Raw genomic sequence first — 18,335 nt, 5'->3', positions numbered from 1 at the left:
AATGTAGGTAAATGCCGCTGTTTTCGGGCAGATTTGATGTGTCCCGCCGGATTTCAGGAGGCCGCTCATGTCCGATATCGTCACCAACCTGTCCACCGTCCGCACCAGCGTCGAGCACGCCAATGGCCTGCCAAATGCGCATTACATCGACCCGTCCATTTTCGAAGAAGAAAAGCACGCCCTGCTCTATTCACAATGGGCAGGACTGGCCGTCGCCTCCGATGTCCCCGAACCTGGTGACGCGAAACCGATCAGCTTTCTGGGCATGCCGCTTCTCCTTTTGCGGGACAAAGACGGCGACGTGCGCGTCTTTCAAAACATCTGCCGCCATCGCGGCATGATCCTGGTGGAGGAGCCGCGCAAGATCGAAGGCGCAATCCGCTGTCCTTATCATTCCTGGTGCTATTCCACGAAGGGCAAACTTGTTTCAACCCCGCATGTGGGCGGACCGGGCCACAACACACATGATGCTATCAAACGCGATGAACTGGGTCTCTTGGAGGTCCGCAGCCATGTCTGGCGCGATGTGGTCTGGATCAATGCCTCAGGCGATGCGGCGCCCTTTGAGGAAGTGCATGCAGACTTGATCGCGCGGTGGGCAGAGTTTGATAAACCGCTCTATCATGGCGGGGCCGATAGCAAGTTTGAGCTTGAGGTTGCCACCAATTGGAAGCTGGCAGTTGAGAATTATTGCGAGAGCTACCACCTGCCCTGGGTGCATCCGGGCCTCAACAGCTATTCGCGTCTGGAAGATCACTATCACATCGAAAAGCCAGGGGCGTATTCCGGTCAGGGCACGATGGTTTACCGCCAGCTTAAGGGCGACGACGGGTCTGTGTTCCCGGATTTCGAGGATGTCGGCGCAAAGTGGAACGAACAGGCCGAATATATCTCTGTTTACCCCAATGTTCTTTTAGGGGTTCACCGGGACCATGCCTTCGCCATCATTCTGGAGGCTAAGGGGCCTGAAGCTACGATGGAACATGTTCACCTTTACTATTCCGAACCTAACACCGAAGCCAAGTTGCGCGCCAAGAACACAGTGCAGTGGAAAGAGGTCTTTGAGGAAGACATTTTTGTCGTAGAGGGCATGCAGCGCGGGCGCCACGCAGATCAGTTTGACGGCGGGCGGTTCTCACCGGTGATGGATAGCCCCACGCATTGCTTCCACGAGTGGGTGGCGAGCAAGGTCGAAGCCCATCGTGGAACCCAACGCGCCGCGGAATGAATGAGGATTTAGACGCACAAATGATTGCCGCCCACGAGGCGGGGGATTTGCGCGCATTGGTCACCCTCTACACCGCGGCTGCGGATGCGGCGAATGACATGGATACTGCGTGTTTCTTCCTCACCCATGCGTATGTTTTCGCCTTGGAGGCAGGGGCGGATGAGGCGTGCAAATTGAGGGCACGGTTGAAGGCTGAAGGACGCGAAAGCTGAAAATCTGCTATCCGTCTGGGTCGTAGGCACGTCTGCTTCGCTCGCTTTGCGCTCGTACGGCCCTGCCCCTTGCAATACTCCTGCAACAGTTGATAATTAAACACACGTTCAATTATCGCCCGGCATGGGAGGGATCGCCTTGGATTTCGCTCTGAGTGAAGAACAAACCGCCATTTTCGACATGGCCCATGCCTTTGGTCAGGAGAATATCGCGCCTCATGCCCGCGATTGGGAGGCGCAAGGCACGATCCCCAAAGAGCTTTGGCCGCAGGTCGGCGATCTGGGCTTTGGCGGGCTTTACGTGAGCGAAGAGAGCGGCGGCTCCGGCCTCACGCGGCTGGATGCGACGCTGGTCTTTGAGGCGCTTTCCATGGCCTGTCCTTCGGTGGCGGCGTTTCTCTCGATCCACAACATGTGCGCGCGGATGATCGACAGCTTTGGCAGCGATGAGTTCAAATCCCGCGTCCTGCCCGACGTGATCCCGATGAAGACCGTGCTCTCCTATTGTCTGACCGAACCCGGCTCAGGCTCAGACGCCGCCGCTTTGAAGACGCGTGCCACTCGCACAAACGACGGCTATACGTTGAATGGCACCAAGGCCTTTATCTCGGGCGGCGGGTATTCGGATGCTTATGTCTGCATGGTGCGCACCGGCGAAGATGGTCCCAAAGGCATCTCAACCGTGTATGTAGAGGACGGTGCGCCGGGGCTCAGCTTTGGCGCGTTGGAAGACAAGATGGGCTGGCGCAGCCAACCAACGGCGCAAGTCCAGTTCGATGACTGCGCCATTCCCGCCGAGAACCTTGTGGGCGAAGAAGGCCAAGGGTTCAGCTATGCCATGGCGGGGCTGGATGGTGGGCGGCTGAATATCTCAGCCTGTAGCCTTGGGGCCGCTCAACAGGCACTCAATTTGACCAAAACATATATGTCTGAGCGCAAAGCTTTCGGCAAATCCATCGACCAGTTTCAGGCGCTGCAATTCCGCCTCGCCGATCTGGAGATTGAGCTACAGGCCGCGCGCGTGTTCCTGCGTCAGGCCGCCTGGAAACTCGACACCGGCGCACATGACGCCACCGCCCATTGCGCCATGGCCAAAAAATTCGTGACCGAAGCCGGCAGCCACATCGTCAACCAATGCCTGCAGCTGCATGGCGGCTATGGCTACCTGGCAGACTACGGGATCGAGAAACTGGTGCGTGACCTGCGGGTGCATGAAATCCTCGAAGGCACCAACGAGATCATGCGCCTGATCGTTGCACGCCATATGCTGGCTGAGGCATAGTCCGGATTATGAGTGACATCGACATCCACATCACCGGGCGTGCGGGCCGGATCACCCTGACGCGTCCCAAGGCTTTGAACGCCATGAGCTATGACATGTGTCTGGCGATTGAGGCAGCCCTTGATGACTGGCGCGAGGATGACGCGATTGATCTGGTGATCATCGACGCGATAGGCGACAAGGCCTTCTGCGCAGGCGGCGACATCCAAGACCTCTACGATGCCGGCCGCGCGGGCGATTTTGCTTATGGTCAAAAATTCTGGCGAGATGAGTATCGTCTTAATGCCAAGATTGCGGAGTATCCCAAACCATATGTGGCCTTCATGCAGGGCTTTGTGATGGGCGGAGGCGTGGGGATTTCCTGCCACGGCTCGCATCGGGTTGTCTGTGACACCAGCCAGATCGCCATGCCGGAATGCGGCATCGGGCTGATACCAGATGTGGGAGGGTCGTTCATTCTGGCGCGCGCGCCGGGACGGCTTGGGGAATATCTCGGCACGACCGGCACACGCATGGGGCCTGCCGATGCGATCTATGCCGGATTTGCAGATTACTACATTCCACGCGATCACTGGCCTGATCTGATCCGCCAATTGGAAACCACTGGCGATCCAAATTTGATTGCCCCTGCCAGCCGTCCAGCCCCGGACGGCACGCTGGACATCCTGCAATCTAACATTGACGCAGCCTTTGGGGGCGAAGACCTGCGCGCAATTCTCAATACGCTGACGTCCACCGAGAGCGACTTTAACCAAAGCGCGCTCAAGGCGCTAAAGCGCAACTCCCCTCTTTCGATGGCATCTACTATCGAGGTCATCCACCGGCTGCGCGGCCAGGCCGCCACGATCCGCCGCGCGCTGGAGATGGAATACCGGTTTACTTTTCGTGCCACAGAACATGGGGATTTCCTCGAAGGAATCCGCGCTGCCGTGATCGACAAGGATCGCAGCCCCATTTGGCAACATGATCTCGACACCCCACCCAGCCTGGCGGCGACAAAGATGCTGATGCCATTGGGACAAGACACACTGAGCTTCGACAAAGGAGGCCTCTCATGAAAATCGGATTTATCGGACTGGGCAACATGGGCGCACCGATGGCCGCCAATCTGGCCAAAGCGCACCATGATGTCACCGGCTTTGATACGGCTGGCACCACAGCGGATGGGGTGACACAGTCCGCCACCGCAGAGGCCGTGGCTGAGGGGGCTGATGTGGTGATTACCATGCTGCCTAACGGGGCCATACTGCGCAGCGTAGCGGATCAGGTGATCCCGGCCATGAAACCCGGCGCTGTGCTTCTGGATTGCTCAACGGTGGATGTCGACAGCGCCCGCGCCGTGGCCGATGCAGCGCAGGCTGCGGGCCTTTTGGCCCTTGATGCGCCGGTCTCCGGTGGGATTGGCGGCGCGCAGGCAGGCACGCTCACATTCATGGTGGGTGGTGCAGATGCCGCCTTCGCCATCGCCAACCCGCTTTTTGACATCATGGGACAAAAGGCCGTGCATTGCGGGCCATCGGGCAACGGGCAGGCCGCCAAGATATGCAACAACATGATCCTCGGCGCGACCATGATCGTCACGTGCGAGGCCTTTGCGCTTGCGGACAAACTCAGCCTGGATCGGCAAAAGATGTTTGACGTGGTCAGCACCTCATCGGGCTACAGCTGGTCAATGAACGCCTATTGCCCTGCCCCGGGCATCGGCCCACAAAGCCCGGCGGATAATGACTACAAACCGGGCTTTGCCGCAGAGCTTATGCTAAAGGATCTGGGTCTTGCCATGGAGGCCGCCAAATCCGCTGATGCCGACACCCCAATTGGTCAGATGGCGCAGGCGCTCTATCAGCAATTTGTCGAAGAGGAAGATGGGCGTGGTCGTGATTTCTCGGCCATGCTGCCCCGCTTTGAAAAACGCGGCCACACCGGATGAGCGAGACACCGTATTGTGGAGCGCATTTGTGAAGGCGGCAGACGGCATGTCAAGGCCACCGCACCCGTCCCTGGCCTGGGTCAAAGCGCGGCGGGCGCAGATGCATGTCTATGCCGACTAGGTGGAAATTGGCGACGGGGTGTTGCCGCATGCCGATATCACGACTGCCATCCTCTATGAGACCGAACGCGGCATCAAAAACCGCGTTCTGGAACTGGCCACTCCGGCGCTGTCGGTGCAGATCAACTTCAACCCAGGCACATCACCCGAAGGCCACCTGCCCTATCCTCTGGACCTGGCACCTTTTCTCAAATCACTGGCGCGCTTCAGGCTCGTGATTTGGGACGTCTTTGCACTGGCGGTCATTATGATTATCTTTGACCAATGACCTGGACAGCACATGCCTTTGGTCTGGAGCATCTTGACCCGGACACTCAAGACCACCTGCATCACCTTGCGCCGGTCCTCTTGCCCGAAGGCGCAGCACTTTTTCATCCCGGAGATACCGCGGAAGGGTTTGTGATCATGCTATCGGGCCGGGTTGACGTGTTTCTGACCGGCCCCACTGGGCGCGACATTCTGCTTTATACAGTGGAACCGGGGCAGAGCTGTGTGCAGACGACACTCGGCCTTTTGGGCGGTGAAGCCTATTCCGGTGAGGCAATTGTGCGCGACAAAGCCGAACTTGTCTTGGTGCCGCGCGCGCTGTTTCTCAAACTCTTGCAAGGCTCCGAGAGTTTTCGGGGCTTTGTCTTCTCCGCCTTTGCTGCACGCATGCAGTCAATGATGCATCTTCTTGAAAAGGTGGCGTTTCAGCGTGTCGAGGCGCGGCTTGCCGAGTGTCTTCTGGCGCGAGCGCAGGCCGGTGTCCTGCACAGCACCCACGCCGAGATCGCCACAATCATTGGCACTGCCAGGGAAGTGATCTCTCGCCGTCTGGAGGCGCTGGACCGGCGCGGTATCCTCAAGCTGGAACGGGGTCTGGTTCGTATCCTGGACGCCGATGCACTCAAGGAAATTGCACGCACCCAATAGCACCTTGGTGACCAAGTCACCGACATGCCTCCCGATGTGCTCTAGATCTCACAAAGCTAAGCCCAACAAAGGGCGCAACGTCAGAGGAGATGTGTTATGCTGAAGAAAAATGTTGGCTCTCTGGATCGGATCATCCGAATTGCCCTGGGCATTGCCCTGATCGCTGGGTTTTTCCTGAATTCAGGCGCGAGCTTTGGCTGGCTTTATCTTGTGGCCGGCAGCATTGCCCTTGCCACAGGGGTGATGAGCAGCTGCGCGCTTTACTCGATTATCGGGATCTCAACCCGCAAACTTGAGAAATAGTCTCACTTTTCAGAGCTTTTCTCCGCAAAAATACATCCCCGCCAGGAGGCACCCGGCGAGGATGTCATAACCCGCTATACATGTCAGCCGCACCTAACGCCTGTCATAATCGTACCGGCCGTGATACCCAGGCTGATGCTTGTGGTAGCGTTGACCATGATGGCGCGCACGATTGTTGTGCCGATCGCCATATTTGTAGCTTTGTGACTGATACTTGCGGTGTTCGTGCCTGTGATGCCTGTTATAGCTGCGGTGATGTCGGTCATCATCCTTGTCCAGCAACTCACTTGCAATCACACCCAAAGCGATGCCACCCAGAAGCGCGCCCGCGATGTCGCGATTGTCCGACGCCAGCGCTGAGTTGGGCGTCAAAGCCGCAAGGATGGGCAAACTCATCGCAAATGCCGTTCCAAGAAATCGAAGTGTCATATCAATGCTCCTTTTCATTGAGCTGTTCGTCGAATGACATGTGGGAAGCACCGCGTCCGAAACAACGCACCGAAATTCATGCTTCTGTGAGCCACTGTGACGACGGCGCGGCATGCGGCAGAACGCACACCCAAAAATCATGAAATATTTTTTAAAAACAAATATTTAAAATAATCAGCGCCCATGAAACACAGCTCACGGACTCTCTAAAGCCACATCAGACGCTTAAGCTACTCTGCGGCGACTTTACCTGCGGGCAGCATGTCCTTGAGGTAATGCCCCGTGTGACTTTGCCCGACTTGAGCCACATCTTCCGGTGTTCCCACTGCCACAATCTCACCGCCACCATCACCACCCTCGGGGCCGATGTCGATGATCCAGTCAGCGGTTTTGACCACGTCGAGATTGTGTTCGATCACGATCACCGTATTGCCTGATTCCACCAGCTCATGCAGCACTTCCAAAAGCTTGCGCACATCCTCGAAATGTAGCCCGGTTGTCGGTTCGTCTAGAATGTACAGGGTCCGCCCGGTTGAGCGTTTACTCAGCTCTTTGGACAGCTTGACCCGCTGCGCCTCACCACCTGAAAGCGTTGTCGCCTGCTGACCCACCTTGATATAGCCCAGCCCTACGCGCATGAGCGCGTCCATCTTCTCACGAATACTGGGCACAGCCTTGAAGAACTCTTGGGCGTCCTCGACGGTCATATCAAGAACGTCCGCAATGCTCTTGCCTTTGAACAGAATTTCCAAAGTCTCGCGGTTGTACCGCTTGCCCTGACAGGTCTCGCAAGTCACGTAGACATCCGGCAGGAAGTGCATCTCGATCTTGATGACCCCGTCACCCTGACAGGCCTCGCAACGACCACCCTTGACGTTGAAGGAAAACCGCCCCGGCTTGTAGCCCCGCGCCTTGGCCTCTGGCAGACCGGAGAACCAATCCCGGATCGGCGTAAATGCCCCTGTATAGGTTGCGGGGTTGGACCGCGGCGTACGCCCGATGGGGCGCTGGTCAATGTCAATGACCTTATCGAGGTGCTCCAGCCCCTTGATCGTTTCGCACGGAGCCGGTGTTTGACGTGCCCCATTCAGACGCATGGACGCTGTTTTGAACAGTGTTTCGATGGTCAGCGTCGATTTACCGCCGCCAGATACGCCAGTGACGCACACAAACTTGCCCAAAGGAAACTCTGCATCAACGGCTTTGAGGTTGTTGCCTGTCGCATTGATCACATTGACAGACTTGCCATTGCCCGTCCGCCGTTCAGTTGGCACGGCTATTTCGCGCGTACCCGAAAGATACTGACCGGTGATGGATTTCTTATCGCGCGCAATCTTCTCGGGCTTGCCATGGCTCACCACATCACCACCATGCACACCTGCGCCGGGGCCAATGTCGAACACGTAGTCTGCCGTGCGAATGGCCTCCTCATCATGCTCGACCACAATCACGGTGTTTCCCTGATCCCTCAGGTTCTGCAAGGTGGTGAGCAAGCGCCCATTGTCCCTCTGATGCAGGCCGATCGATGGCTCATCGAGCACATAAAGCACACCTGTCAGCCCCGAGCCGATCTGGCTGGCCAGCCGGATCCGCTGACTTTCCCCGCCCGAGAGCGTTCCTGCCGAGCGGCTCAGAGTGAGATACTCAAGCCCCACATTGTTCAGAAAGCCCAAGCGCTCACGGATTTCCTTCAGGATCGCGCGCGCAATCTCGTTTTTCTGTGCCGTCAGGTGCTCTGGTACGCTCTCACACCAGTCAAATGCCTCGCGGATCGACATCTGCACCACCTGCCCCACATGCAGGCCCGCGATCTTCACTGCCAGCGCCTCGTCTCTGAGCCGGTAGCCTTCACAGGCCCCACAGGGACGGTTGTTCTGATACCGCTCAAACTCCTCGCGGATCCAGTTGCTGTCGGTCTCGCGATAGCGGCGTTCCATGTTGGGGATAACCCCCTCAAACACACGGCTCACCTGATAGACACGGCCAGCTTCATCATATCGAAAGTTAATCTCTTCTTCACCCGAGCCATACAGGAACACCTGCTTCACATGCGGCGGAAGATCTTTCCAAGGGGCTTTGGCATCAAACTCATAGTGCTTCGCAATCGCTTCAATCGTTTGCAGGAAGTACGGCGACTTACCCTTGCGCCAGGGCGCCAGAGCTCCGTCATCCACGCGCAGGGCCTCGTCGGGCACCACAAGCCGCTCATCAAAGAAAAGCTCCATGCCCAAGCCGTCACAATCCGGGCAGGCGCCAAAGGGGGCGTTGAAGGAAAACAGGCGCGGTTCAATCTCGGGGATGGTGAAACCGCTGACCGGGCACGCAAAATTCTCGCTGAAAGCGGTGCGTTCCGGTTCCCCTTCCTTGGGCGCGGTCTCCAGCACAGCAATGCCATCAGCCAGATCAAGCGCAGTACGCAGACTGTCCGCCAGCCGGGTCTCCAACCCGTCTTTCACAACGATCCGGTCGACCACAACATCAATGTCGTGGCGGAACTTCTTATCGAGCGTGGGCGGTTCATCCAGCTCGTAAAACGCGCCATCGACCTTCACCCTCTGAAAGCCCTGCTTGCGCAGTTCCAGAAACTCCTTGCGGTATTCGCCCTTCCGGTCCCGCACAATGGGGGCCAGAAGATAGGCGCGCACGCCTTCCTCCATCCCCATGATCCGATCGACCATATCCTGCACTTGCTGCGCCTCGATGGGCAGGCCCGTGGCGGGGCTGTAGGGTGTGCCGACCCGTGCAAAGAGCAGACGCATGTAGTCGTAGATTTCCGTAACTGTACCCACGGTGGAGCGTGGGTTCTTCGATGTCGTCTTTTGCTCAATCGAAATCGCCGGGCTAAGGCCACTGATGTGATCCACATCGGGCTTTTCCATCATATCCAGGAACTGCCGTGCATACGCGCTGAGGCTCTCGACATAGCGCCGCTGTCCTTCAGCATAGATCGTGTCAAACGCCAAAGACGATTTGCCCGAGCCCGAAAGACCGGTGATCACCACAAGCTCGTTGCGCGGAATATCAACATCAATATTCTTGAGGTTGTGCTCGCGCGCGCCGCGCACCTCGATATTTTTCAGCTCGGCCATGTGACCCCCGGTTCACGATGCTCAACACATAGTTTAGGACGCTCGGTCTTCCAAGTTAAAAATGAGAACATAAACAGAACACGCGTCAGAACCTGTCAGCATCCTTGACTTATCCACAGTTATTTCTGCGCCAAGGCCCAGGAACAGATCGGGAAGTCTGGATCATTGGTCAGATCATCTCGTTCCGGATTGTATACAGGCGGCCATTCCTCGCCCAGATTGCGCAACCCGGCCAGCCGGTTGCCCCATTGCTCAGCGCGCACCCTGCCCTCATCAAACCCCGCCTCGATCAGCAGGTTTTTCAACCCGCGTGCTGTCCAGCGCGAGCAATCCACCGGGTCACCATGATACGGCACAAAGAATGGCACAGCGACCCAGAAATAGCCGCCCGGGCGCAGCATGTTCAACACATGGCGCGTGGCCGCATAAGGCCGGTCGAGATGCTCCCACACCTGATTGGCAAGGATCATGTCGAACTGTTTGGGCGCGCCATCTTCATCCAGAAACGGCCCCGCACATATATCATAAGCGGGAAACCGAAAGCGTTCGTAGGATTTGAACTCATACCGCCGCCCGTGCTTGCCGGAAATCTCGGCCACATCCATCGACGCAAGATCCAGCTCTTCGAGCCAGGCACGAGTGGTCTTGTAAAGAACGATGCGGTTTAGACTGGCCATGCCAGCAATCTTTCAGAAGCGCAAAGCCGAGAAAACCCGCCTTTGCTTCTTTCTTGTCAAAAATACCCAAAACTCCGCATCTTGCGGCGTCCAAGCTTACATATGAATGACCTGCCCATAGGCATCAAGCACGCTTTCATGCATCATCTCGCTCAGCGTCGGATGCGGGAAGACCGTGTGCATCAGATCCTCTTCGGTGGTCTCAAGCTGACGACCCACGACATAGCCCTGAATCATCTCGGTCACTTCCGCGCCCACCATATGCGCCCCCAAAAGCTCACCCGTCTTGGTGTCAAAGATCGTCTTGATCATGCCCTCAGGCTCACCCAGCGCAATTGCCTTGCCATTGCCGATAAACGGAAAGCGACCCACCTTGATGTCATAGCCCAGTTCCTTGGCCTTGGCCTCGGTGTAGCCCACGCTGGCCACTTGCGGATGACAATAGGTGCAGCCCGCGATGCTTTCAGGGCGGACGGGATGTGGGTGTTTTCCCGCAATCAGCTCGGCCACCATGACACCCTCGTGGCTGGCCTTGTGAGCCAGCCACGGTGCCCCAGCGATGTCCCCAATGGCATAGAGTCCATCAACGCCGGTGCGACAGTATGCGTCCACGACCACATGGGTGCGGTCGATTTTTACGCCCAAAGCCTCCAGCCCAAGGTTTTCAACATTCCCCACAATGCCCACGGCTGAAATCACCGTATCAAAGTCATGCTTCTCGACCTTGCCACCGACTTCGATATGCGCAGTGACCTTGCCTTTGGCGCGGTCGAGTTGCTTGACCATGGCTTTCTCCATGATCTTCATGCCTTGCTTCGTGAATGCTTTCTTGGCGAAGGCCGAAATCTCGGCGTCTTCTACGGGCAAAACCCGGTCCATAACCTCAACGACGGTCGTGTCGGCCCCAAGCGTATTGTAGAAACTGGCAAATTCGATCCCGATGGCACCGGAGCCGATCACAAGAAGCTTCTTGGGCATGCGCGGCGGCAGAAGCGCATGTTTGTAGGTCCAGACCAAATCCCCATCGGCCTCAAGCCCAGGCAATTCCCGCGCCCGCGCACCTGTGGCCAGCACAATGTTCTTGGCCGTGAGCTCTTCGGTGCCCTTCTCGGTTTTGACCGACACCTTGCCTTTCCCGGTCAGCGTGGCCTCCCCCATCACGGTGGTAACCTTGTTCTTCTTCATCAAGTGGCCAATGCCGCCAGAAAGCTGCCCTGCAACGCTGCGCGATCTTTTGACCACGGCATCAAGATCATAATCGATCTTGTCGGCCTTAAGACCAAACTCTTTGGCGCGGTGCATCAGGTGAAAGACCTCGGACGAGCGCAGCATCGCCTTGGTCGGAATACATCCCCAGTTGAGACAGATGCCACCCATATGCTCACGTTCTACAACGGCGACATTCATCCCCAGTTGCGCGCCACGGATTGCCGCAACATATCCACCGGGCCCCGCCCCGATCACAATCATGTCGAAGGATTTCGCCGCCATGTTCATCTCCGTTTCAAAACTAGTTTGATATTAAACTATTTTGCAGAACGCCGCAACGCAGCATTTCACACCCGCAACAACTTGCCACGGGTGCCGACCTTAAAGATTTGATTTAGGTCAACTTTTGGAAAGGAATTTTCAGGCCGCGTCGGCCTTTTGCAGCTCACGTACGATGCCGCCATAGCCACCGGTCTCTAAAAACTGCTCTTCTTTTGCAGAGGACGCGCGCCCCAGAGCCGCATTGCGATGCGGGAACCTACCAAATCGACGGATCACTTCGCGATGCGCCCGCGCGTGCAATAAATTGGTGCCATCATCGTCACTCATCCGCTCACAGATCAACCGCACACAGCGGTCCTGGTCACACAAGTTCTCGGAGTGCATAAGTGGCAAGTAAAAGAATTGCCGCGCGGGTCCGTCTATGCGCTTGTCCCAGCCACGATGAATGGCGGCCTTGGCGGCGGCAAGAGCGTGTTTGTCGGTGGAGAAAGACAGTGCATGATCACGGAACATATTGCGCGGGAACTGATCCATCAGGATGATGTAGGCCAATGTCCCACTCGAATAGGTGAGCCAAAGGCCATAGGTGCCTTCGCGCGCATTTTCCCAAGCTCCTTGAAACTGATCACGAACTTCAGCGTCCAGTTCATCGGATTGTTCGTACCAGCCTTTGGGGCCGACTTTGTCGAGCCAAAACCCCAACACATCTTCAGGCGCTTTCATCTCACCCTCCTCACCAAGACACACCGCACATAAGGCGAGTAAACGACAGTTAAACCCTTCTGCACAGTAAAAAATTACTACAGCGGCAATACTGCGTGACAATTTGGTGACAAACTCAGGGTGCTGTCTCTTCGTCGTCCTGAGCGGTTTCGATGGCGTATTCCTGCGCCACCTCAACCACAATGGGGGATGCCCCCGGTGCCACGGCGGCATAGCTGTCGGTGTCTTCCACCGCAGGGGCCGCACGCTGTGTCATCCGATAAGCCGCATAGGCCACCATGGCGGCGCAAAGTACGGCTATAAAAAGAAAGAATCCGCTAGGGCCGATGATCCCCATGATCCAACCCGTGATGATTGGCCCAAACACGGCCCCCAACCCGTTGATGAACACCATGCCGCCAGCAGCGGCGGCCATATCGTCATGGCCCAGAAAGTCATTGGTGTACGCAATGAGAAGCGAATAGAGCGGATTGGACGTGCCCCCGACAATGAAAGCTGCGACAAGAAGCAGTGTGAACACACTTCCAAAAAGCATGCCGATAATGGCCCCGACCCCGCAGGCGGCGGACACACCAAGGATAAGCAGGCGCCGGTCCATACGATCCGAAAGCCATCCCAACGGATACTGGATCAGCAACGCCGCAACATAAAACGTTGCCACAAAGGTCGATATTTGCCCGACACTTAAACCAGCTTCGGCCCCGTAAACCGAGGCCATGCCAAACTGAGCCGAGAATATCCCGCCCAAAAGGAACATGCCCACGCAGCCCAGAGGCGAAATGCGAAGGATTTCTCGCAAAGACATAGGCTTGGTAGAATCGAAAGACGGCGTAGGGCTGACGGACAATAGGATCGGCGCAAAGGATAACGAAATCAGAACTGACGGAATGATAAAGAGCAAAAAGCCCCCCGGATCCGCGCTCAACATCAGGGCCTGAGCACTTACGATGCCGACCATTTGCACGATCATGTAAAGTGAAAGCGCCTTGCCGCGGTTCTCGTTGGTCGCGGCATTGTTGAGCCAGCTTTCAGCGGTCACATACACGCCGGAAAAACAGAACCCGATCAGAATGCGCCCTGCCCCCCATGCGTAAACATTGGTAAATGCCGGATAGAGGATCATCACAGCCGAGATCATGGACGCGAGCGCCGCAAAGACGCGAACATGCCCGACGCGGCGGATCATGTCAGGTGCTTTTCGTGAGCCAAAGAGAAACCCGACAAAATATCCAGACATGACGAGGGACATTTCCAGAGTCGAGAACCCTTCGATCTCTCCACGCACACCCAAGAGCGTGCCCTGCATGCCGTTCCCGACTTGCAACAGCATCATGCCGAGCAACAAAGCCCAAGCGCTGGATAAGACCGAAAACATCGCGCACTCCGAATGGTTACGAGCGCTCTACGTGGTTGGCCAGGTATATGTCTGGCTCAAACACGACTCGCAAATGTCGTTGAAACCCTCGTGACAGGCGATTGTCACGGAATCAACAAGGACGCGTCCCCGTAAGAAAAAAGCGATACTTTTCGCGCACAGCGTGCTCATAGATGGCTCTGATCCGCTCCTGCCCCATCATCGCCGAGACCAGCATCATCAGAGTGCTCTTGGGAAGGTGGAAATTGGTCATCAGAGCGTCAGCAACATGGAAGGTAAAACCAGGGTAGATGAAAATATCCGTCTCCCCTTGCCATGGCTGGATCGTACCGCTTCGCCCGGCGCTTTCGATCAACCGCAACGCCGTTGTGCCCACCGGAATGATCCGCCCCCCGCCGCCCGCGTCGCTGTGATTTCAGCAGCTGCGGCCGCGCTTACCTCACCCCATTCAGCATGCATTTTATGGGTGGTCACATCCTCAACTTTGACAGGCAGAAAGGTCCCTGCCCCTACATGCAAAGTCACTTCGGTGAACTCGATGCCCTGCTCTGCAAGCTCAGCCAAAAGCGCTTGGTCGAAATGTAAACTGGCGGTGGGCGCGGCAACGGCCCCTTCTTTCTTGGCAAAGACTGTCTGATAATCTTCGCGGTCCTGGGCATCTGCCGCACGTTTGCTGGCAATATAGGGGGCAAAGGCATCGCCCCGGCTTGGTTCAGCGCCGCGTCAAAATCATCGCCTGCCAGATTGAAAGACAGCGTGGCCTGGCCCTCTTGCTTTGACAGAACCGTGGCCGAGAAGTCGGCATTGAAACAAATACGTTCACCTTCGCGCAGCTTCTTCAATGGCCGCACCATAGCCGACCAGTGCCCCTGCCCATCGGGCTCCAATAGCGTCACATCAATCTTTGCTTTACTTCTACCTTGCGGCCCCTCGCGAAACCTTTCGCCAAAGAGACGCGCCGGGATCACCTTGGTGTTGTTCAGAACAAGCCGATCTCCGGGTCGCAACCAATGGCCAAGGTCATAGACATGTGCATCCGTGGTCTGATCCCCCTCAGCCACCAAAAGCCGCGCCGAAGGGCGTGGCCGCGCAGGACGCGTTGCGATCAACTCTTCAGGCAGATCGAAATCAAATTCGGAAAGCTTCATCGACCGCCGTCTTCCTCGATCTGGGGCGGTCGAAACCTGTCACTCGGCGGGTCTTGTGGGGCTGCGGCGTCCGGTTGCGCCGCATCAGATGCCCTCTGAGATGTTTCAAGATCCGGTCGTTCTGGGGGTGAGCGGCGAAACAGATCCCGGAACATCGCAGGTGTAAAAACCGACAAAGGATTAACGCCGACCTGCGGGTCAGAAGCACTGCCGCGTATTGTGTAGTTGAACCCGATCAAGCCTTCACCTCGACGCGTAAACAGCCTGCCGACAGCATTAACGAGATAAACCGGCGATAAGACCCCCTGCATGTCCATGCGCCCATTTTCGGGGTAGTAGTACCCATCCATCGAAATGCCCATGGAAGCCCCAACCGCACTACCCGAATAGAGCGTGATACGATCTGGCGCGAGTTGAAACCGCGCGTCAACTTCTTGAAAATGGATGCCCTCGCCACCCATTTGTTCCAAAAGCCCCACCACGCTGACCGCGTTCAGCAGGGCGGCCATGGACGGCGCATCTTTGATGCGCATGCCGTCTGTGACCTGCAGGCGGCCTTCATAAGTGCCGCTCGCCTTTCCCGGAATCAAAGTTAGGTCCAACACCCCATTGCGCGCCTGCTTGATCAAGCCCGCCGAGGCAAACACACCCGCTGCATCCTGAGACTGAATGCGAAACGCACTGCGCCCGTTGCGTGGAATAACGCGGCCTTCAATGGGTGTATTTCCATTGACGCGTGCGGTGAATTTTCCATCAGGCCCATTGCGCATGTCCAGATCCGACTGGAACCCAGTGAGCGCGATACTGTCAGAGACAATTAACCGGTCCAAAACAAGAGACACCGGGCCAGTCTGTCCACGCCGCCCAGATGTGCCTTCCTCGCCATCTCCACCGTTGACAGATGTCTCTCTTAGGTCAATTTCTCCGCCCAACACACGCACCGCAGGAGGTGTGTTTCCGCCGCGCCCGACAAGCTCGATTGGCGCGTCAATCCAGTTTCCGGCACGTACGCGGGTAAAAGACGCACGATCAAGCTGGCCGGAAGGCAACAGAGACACGTTTCCACGCGCCTCAAGCCCTGCCGCATTCAACGTGATTTGATCAATCACAGGCGGCTCACCGAGCCGACCTTCAAGCGACAAGCTTCCCGTGCCGCCCTGCGAAAGCGCCCAATCAATCTCAGGCAACCGCAGAGCAATGCCCGCCAGATCAGAGCTCAAGCGAAAATCACCGGGCCTATCCTTCTCAAAATCAAGCTCTACATCTGCCTGACCTGAGCCCGATACACTGCCAGGTGGCAAGTTGATCCGAAACTCATCGGTAAACCGTTCCGAAAGCTCCACAGTGCCGCGAACCTTAGCCGCACCGTTCGCCTCTTCGGCCAGGAGCGCTTCAAATTGAGCATCAAAGGGCACCTGACCAAGAAGCCCTGGGCCACTGACCTTCAGAACTTCGTGCGTAACGTTGAGGTCAAGCGTGTTGGCTTTCAACACCCGATCCGGCACAAGAACCTCACTGCGCACATCGCGCAATGTGCCCGCAACGTCAAAGAGAACGTCCTTGGTTGTTAGTTTGGGAACCATGCGAAACTTGAGCAGGCCGGACAAATCAACTCGTCCATCTGCCAGTGTGACCGGCCGCCCCGCCTTTTGCATAAAGCGAAACGGCTCTTCGTCCAAAAGCGAAAGCGCGCCAGTGATGGTGCTTTGCGTGCGCAAATGCACCTGTGCGGGCGTGCGCTTCATATCGACATCAGGGATCTCAAAACTTGTGCCGGAAATATCAATCCGCCCACCCTGGGCGGGGCTGATGGAACCGGATTGCGCAGAAAGGACAAATTGATTTTCATAAAGCGTGGCATGCCCGGCAGCGTTCTCGATGATCGGCACGCGTTTGACATATTGCGTGTCGAGGCCTTCGAAATCAAAACCAAGGAAGACATCTGGCTTGTGTTCGGGCAAAGAGCGCACGGCAAGCTGCACATTTTGAATAGTTGCCCTGCGCACATTCTCGGCAATCCAATTGCGCGCATTGGCCAACAATGTCTTGGGCCAAAGCTCCAAAAGCTGAGCATCGCCAATTTCATCAACCCCGCCATCAAGTGCCACAGTCCACCCATCGTCACCTGCGCGCGCTTCTCCGGACAATACGACATTGACGTCATTGTCGCTTAACGACAACTCACCCAATGTGGCGACAAACGGGTCCAACCGCAGGCGCATATCCATGCGAGCGGGGCCGAGAGTAATGGGCTCGGGGTAAATATCCGCCGGGTTGGCCTGGATCTGGTCAAGTCCGACCTGTAGGACAATCTCGCTCGGCAGACCTTGTCGAACCCCGATCAGATTGGCGCGCCCCTCTGCACTTGTCTTCAGCCATTTGCTATCGACCGATAGCTCGCTGAAAAGGATCTCCTGATCTTCCGGGTCATAGGTAAAGTAACTGCGCACCGCATCGAACGAGATGGGTTTGGTTGCCTCGTTAGGTTTAACCACACCTGCCCCGATTTGCAGTGTTGCATTAAGAGGCCCAAGCGCACCGTCCTCTTCCACAGCAACGCGCAAGGCACCTGAAATCGGTGCGTCCAGCGCACTGAGCCACGCAAGCGCAGGCGACTGGCCCGCAATATCCCGCGCATGCATGTCCTCAAAGTTGAGACCAAGCTCGGCGGCAGTCTCGCCAATTTGGGTCGTGTAGTTCATTTCCAGCGTGGTCGCGTAGTCTCGCCCGCCCAAGAGCACAAAGTCTCCACGCAGGCGCAGATCATTGTCGTCACGGGTCAATGACAGACGCCCACCATCCACGCTCCACGACCGCCCGGCACGCAAGTCGTCATACCGCACCGAGACGTTTTCCACGTCAATTAAGGTGAGATCGGCAAACCCTGGGCGCAACAGAATGGCTTCGGTCTCGCCGATCAGTTCGCGCAAACTGCTGGCCTCTTCAACAGGCGCATCGGCTTGCCCGACCGACAACCCCACTGCGCCGGTGTTTTCGCGGCGCAGAGACAAGCGAACACCACTCAGCTTGATGTAACTTGGCTGCACTTCACCACGCATCAACGGCTTAAGCGCAACTTGGCTTTGTAGATCAGAAAGATTGGCTATTGGCAGGCCAGTCTCATCCCGCAACATGACGTCACGCAACCACAGACGCGGCACGAGGTTTTCATTGAGCACAACCGCCACATCCCCAAAGTGCAGCGAAACACCTTCAAGCTCTTCATTGATCTCTGTGGTCAGCCGATCACGCACCCAGTCTGGTGCAGAAATTCGGGTGCCAATCAAAGCTGAAAACAAAACGGCCAGGACCCCGGCTATCAGAAGTAAGCCGACACCCAAACGCATGCCGGTTTTCTTCACCCAGCCGCGACGCGGTTTTGTCTCTGCCGTTTCGGTCATTTTTCCCGTTAT

The 18,335-nt window shown here is 56.8% G+C and carries 15 protein-coding genes and 1 pseudogene; 8 read left to right on the top strand and 8 right to left on the bottom strand.

The annotated features are described in order from the left end of the window. Window positions 1–67: 67 nt before the first annotated feature. The 8 genes from RZS32_RS15365 to RZS32_RS15330 all read left to right on the top strand — a co-directional run bounded on the left by RZS32_RS15365 (window position 68) and on the right by RZS32_RS15330 (window position 5,990). Window positions 68–1,228: an aromatic ring-hydroxylating oxygenase subunit alpha gene (locus RZS32_RS15365; RefSeq protein ID WP_317054444.1), complete on the top strand. Its 1,161-nt coding sequence runs from the start codon at window positions 68–70 to the stop codon at window positions 1,226–1,228. Beyond that, complete coding sequence (locus tag RZS32_RS15360) at window positions 1,225–1,440, top strand: hypothetical protein (protein ID WP_317054443.1); 216 nt, start codon at window positions 1,225–1,227, stop codon at window positions 1,438–1,440. Before RZS32_RS15365 ends, RZS32_RS15360 begins: the two co-directional genes overlap by 4 nt. Window positions 1,441–1,579: 139 nt before the next feature. After that, window positions 1,580–2,722, top strand: coding sequence for an acyl-CoA dehydrogenase family protein (locus RZS32_RS15355; protein WP_317057805.1), 1,143 nt, complete (start codon window positions 1,580–1,582; stop codon window positions 2,720–2,722). An 8-nt stretch (window positions 2,723–2,730) separates the two neighbouring features. Next, window positions 2,731–3,780 carry an enoyl-CoA hydratase/isomerase family protein gene (locus RZS32_RS15350; protein WP_317054442.1) on the top strand — a complete coding sequence of 350 codons (1,050 nt, stop codon included), beginning with the start codon at window positions 2,731–2,733 and terminating at the stop codon, window positions 3,778–3,780. Next, a complete protein-coding gene (gene mmsB / locus RZS32_RS15345) occupies window positions 3,777–4,652 on the top strand; it encodes a 3-hydroxyisobutyrate dehydrogenase (protein WP_317054441.1) in 876 nt (291 codons plus the stop codon). The genes RZS32_RS15350 and mmsB overlap by 4 nt, the downstream gene beginning before the upstream one ends. Before the next feature lie 121 nt (window positions 4,653–4,773). Continuing rightward, on the top strand, window positions 4,774–5,040 hold the full coding sequence (locus tag RZS32_RS15340; protein ID WP_317054440.1) for a hypothetical protein: 267 nt from the start codon (window positions 4,774–4,776) through the stop codon (window positions 5,038–5,040). After that, the gene (locus RZS32_RS15335) at window positions 5,037–5,687 is read left to right on the top strand and encodes a Crp/Fnr family transcriptional regulator (protein WP_317054439.1); all 651 of its coding nucleotides are present in this window, start codon (window positions 5,037–5,039) and stop codon (window positions 5,685–5,687) included. Before RZS32_RS15340 ends, RZS32_RS15335 begins: the two co-directional genes overlap by 4 nt. Before the next feature lie 96 nt (window positions 5,688–5,783). Then, entirely contained in the window at window positions 5,784–5,990 is a 207-nt protein-coding gene (locus RZS32_RS15330; RefSeq protein WP_317054438.1) for a YgaP family membrane protein, read from the top strand. A gap of 93 nt (window positions 5,991–6,083) precedes the next feature. Here RZS32_RS15330 and RZS32_RS15325 read toward each other — a convergent pair whose 3' ends face one another. The 8 genes and pseudogenes from RZS32_RS15325 to RZS32_RS15290 form a co-directional block, all read right to left on the bottom strand. Next, complete coding sequence (locus RZS32_RS15325) at window positions 6,084–6,419, bottom strand: hypothetical protein (RefSeq protein WP_317054437.1); 336 nt, start codon at window positions 6,417–6,419, stop codon at window positions 6,084–6,086. Between the two features lie 230 nt (window positions 6,420–6,649). Continuing rightward, complete coding sequence (gene uvrA / locus RZS32_RS15320; protein ID WP_317054436.1) at window positions 6,650–9,508, bottom strand: excinuclease ABC subunit UvrA; 2,859 nt, start codon at window positions 9,506–9,508, stop codon at window positions 6,650–6,652. Between the two features lie 119 nt (window positions 9,509–9,627). Continuing rightward, complete coding sequence (locus RZS32_RS15315; RefSeq protein ID WP_317054435.1) at window positions 9,628–10,185, bottom strand: class I SAM-dependent methyltransferase; 558 nt, start codon at window positions 10,183–10,185, stop codon at window positions 9,628–9,630. A gap of 96 nt (window positions 10,186–10,281) precedes the next feature. Continuing rightward, the gene (lpdA, locus tag RZS32_RS15310; protein ID WP_317054434.1) at window positions 10,282–11,676 is read right to left on the bottom strand and encodes a dihydrolipoyl dehydrogenase; all 1,395 of its coding nucleotides are present in this window, start codon (window positions 11,674–11,676) and stop codon (window positions 10,282–10,284) included. Between the two features lie 138 nt (window positions 11,677–11,814). Then, window positions 11,815–12,399, bottom strand: a complete 585-nt coding sequence (locus RZS32_RS15305; RefSeq protein WP_317054433.1) for a DUF924 family protein — start codon at window positions 12,397–12,399, stop codon at window positions 11,815–11,817. A 115-nt stretch (window positions 12,400–12,514) separates the two neighbouring features. Then, entirely contained in the window at window positions 12,515–13,774 is a 1,260-nt protein-coding gene (locus RZS32_RS15300) for an MFS transporter (RefSeq protein ID WP_317054432.1), read from the bottom strand. Window positions 13,775–13,878: 104 nt separating this feature from the next. Beyond that, a pseudogene (queA, locus tag RZS32_RS15295) lies at window positions 13,879–14,922 on the bottom strand (tRNA preQ1(34) S-adenosylmethionine ribosyltransferase-isomerase QueA). Beyond that, on the bottom strand, window positions 14,919–18,323 hold the full coding sequence (locus RZS32_RS15290; protein WP_317054431.1) for a hypothetical protein: 3,405 nt from the start codon (window positions 18,321–18,323) through the stop codon (window positions 14,919–14,921). Before RZS32_RS15290 ends, queA begins: the two are co-directional and overlap by 4 nt. Window positions 18,324–18,335 lie beyond the last annotated feature (12 nt).

It is taken from the genome of Roseovarius sp. W115 (assembly GCF_032842945.2).
GTDB lineage: Bacteria > Pseudomonadota > Alphaproteobacteria > Rhodobacterales > Rhodobacteraceae > Roseovarius > Roseovarius rhodophyticola.
This window is presented reverse-complemented; position numbering and strand designations above follow the sequence as displayed.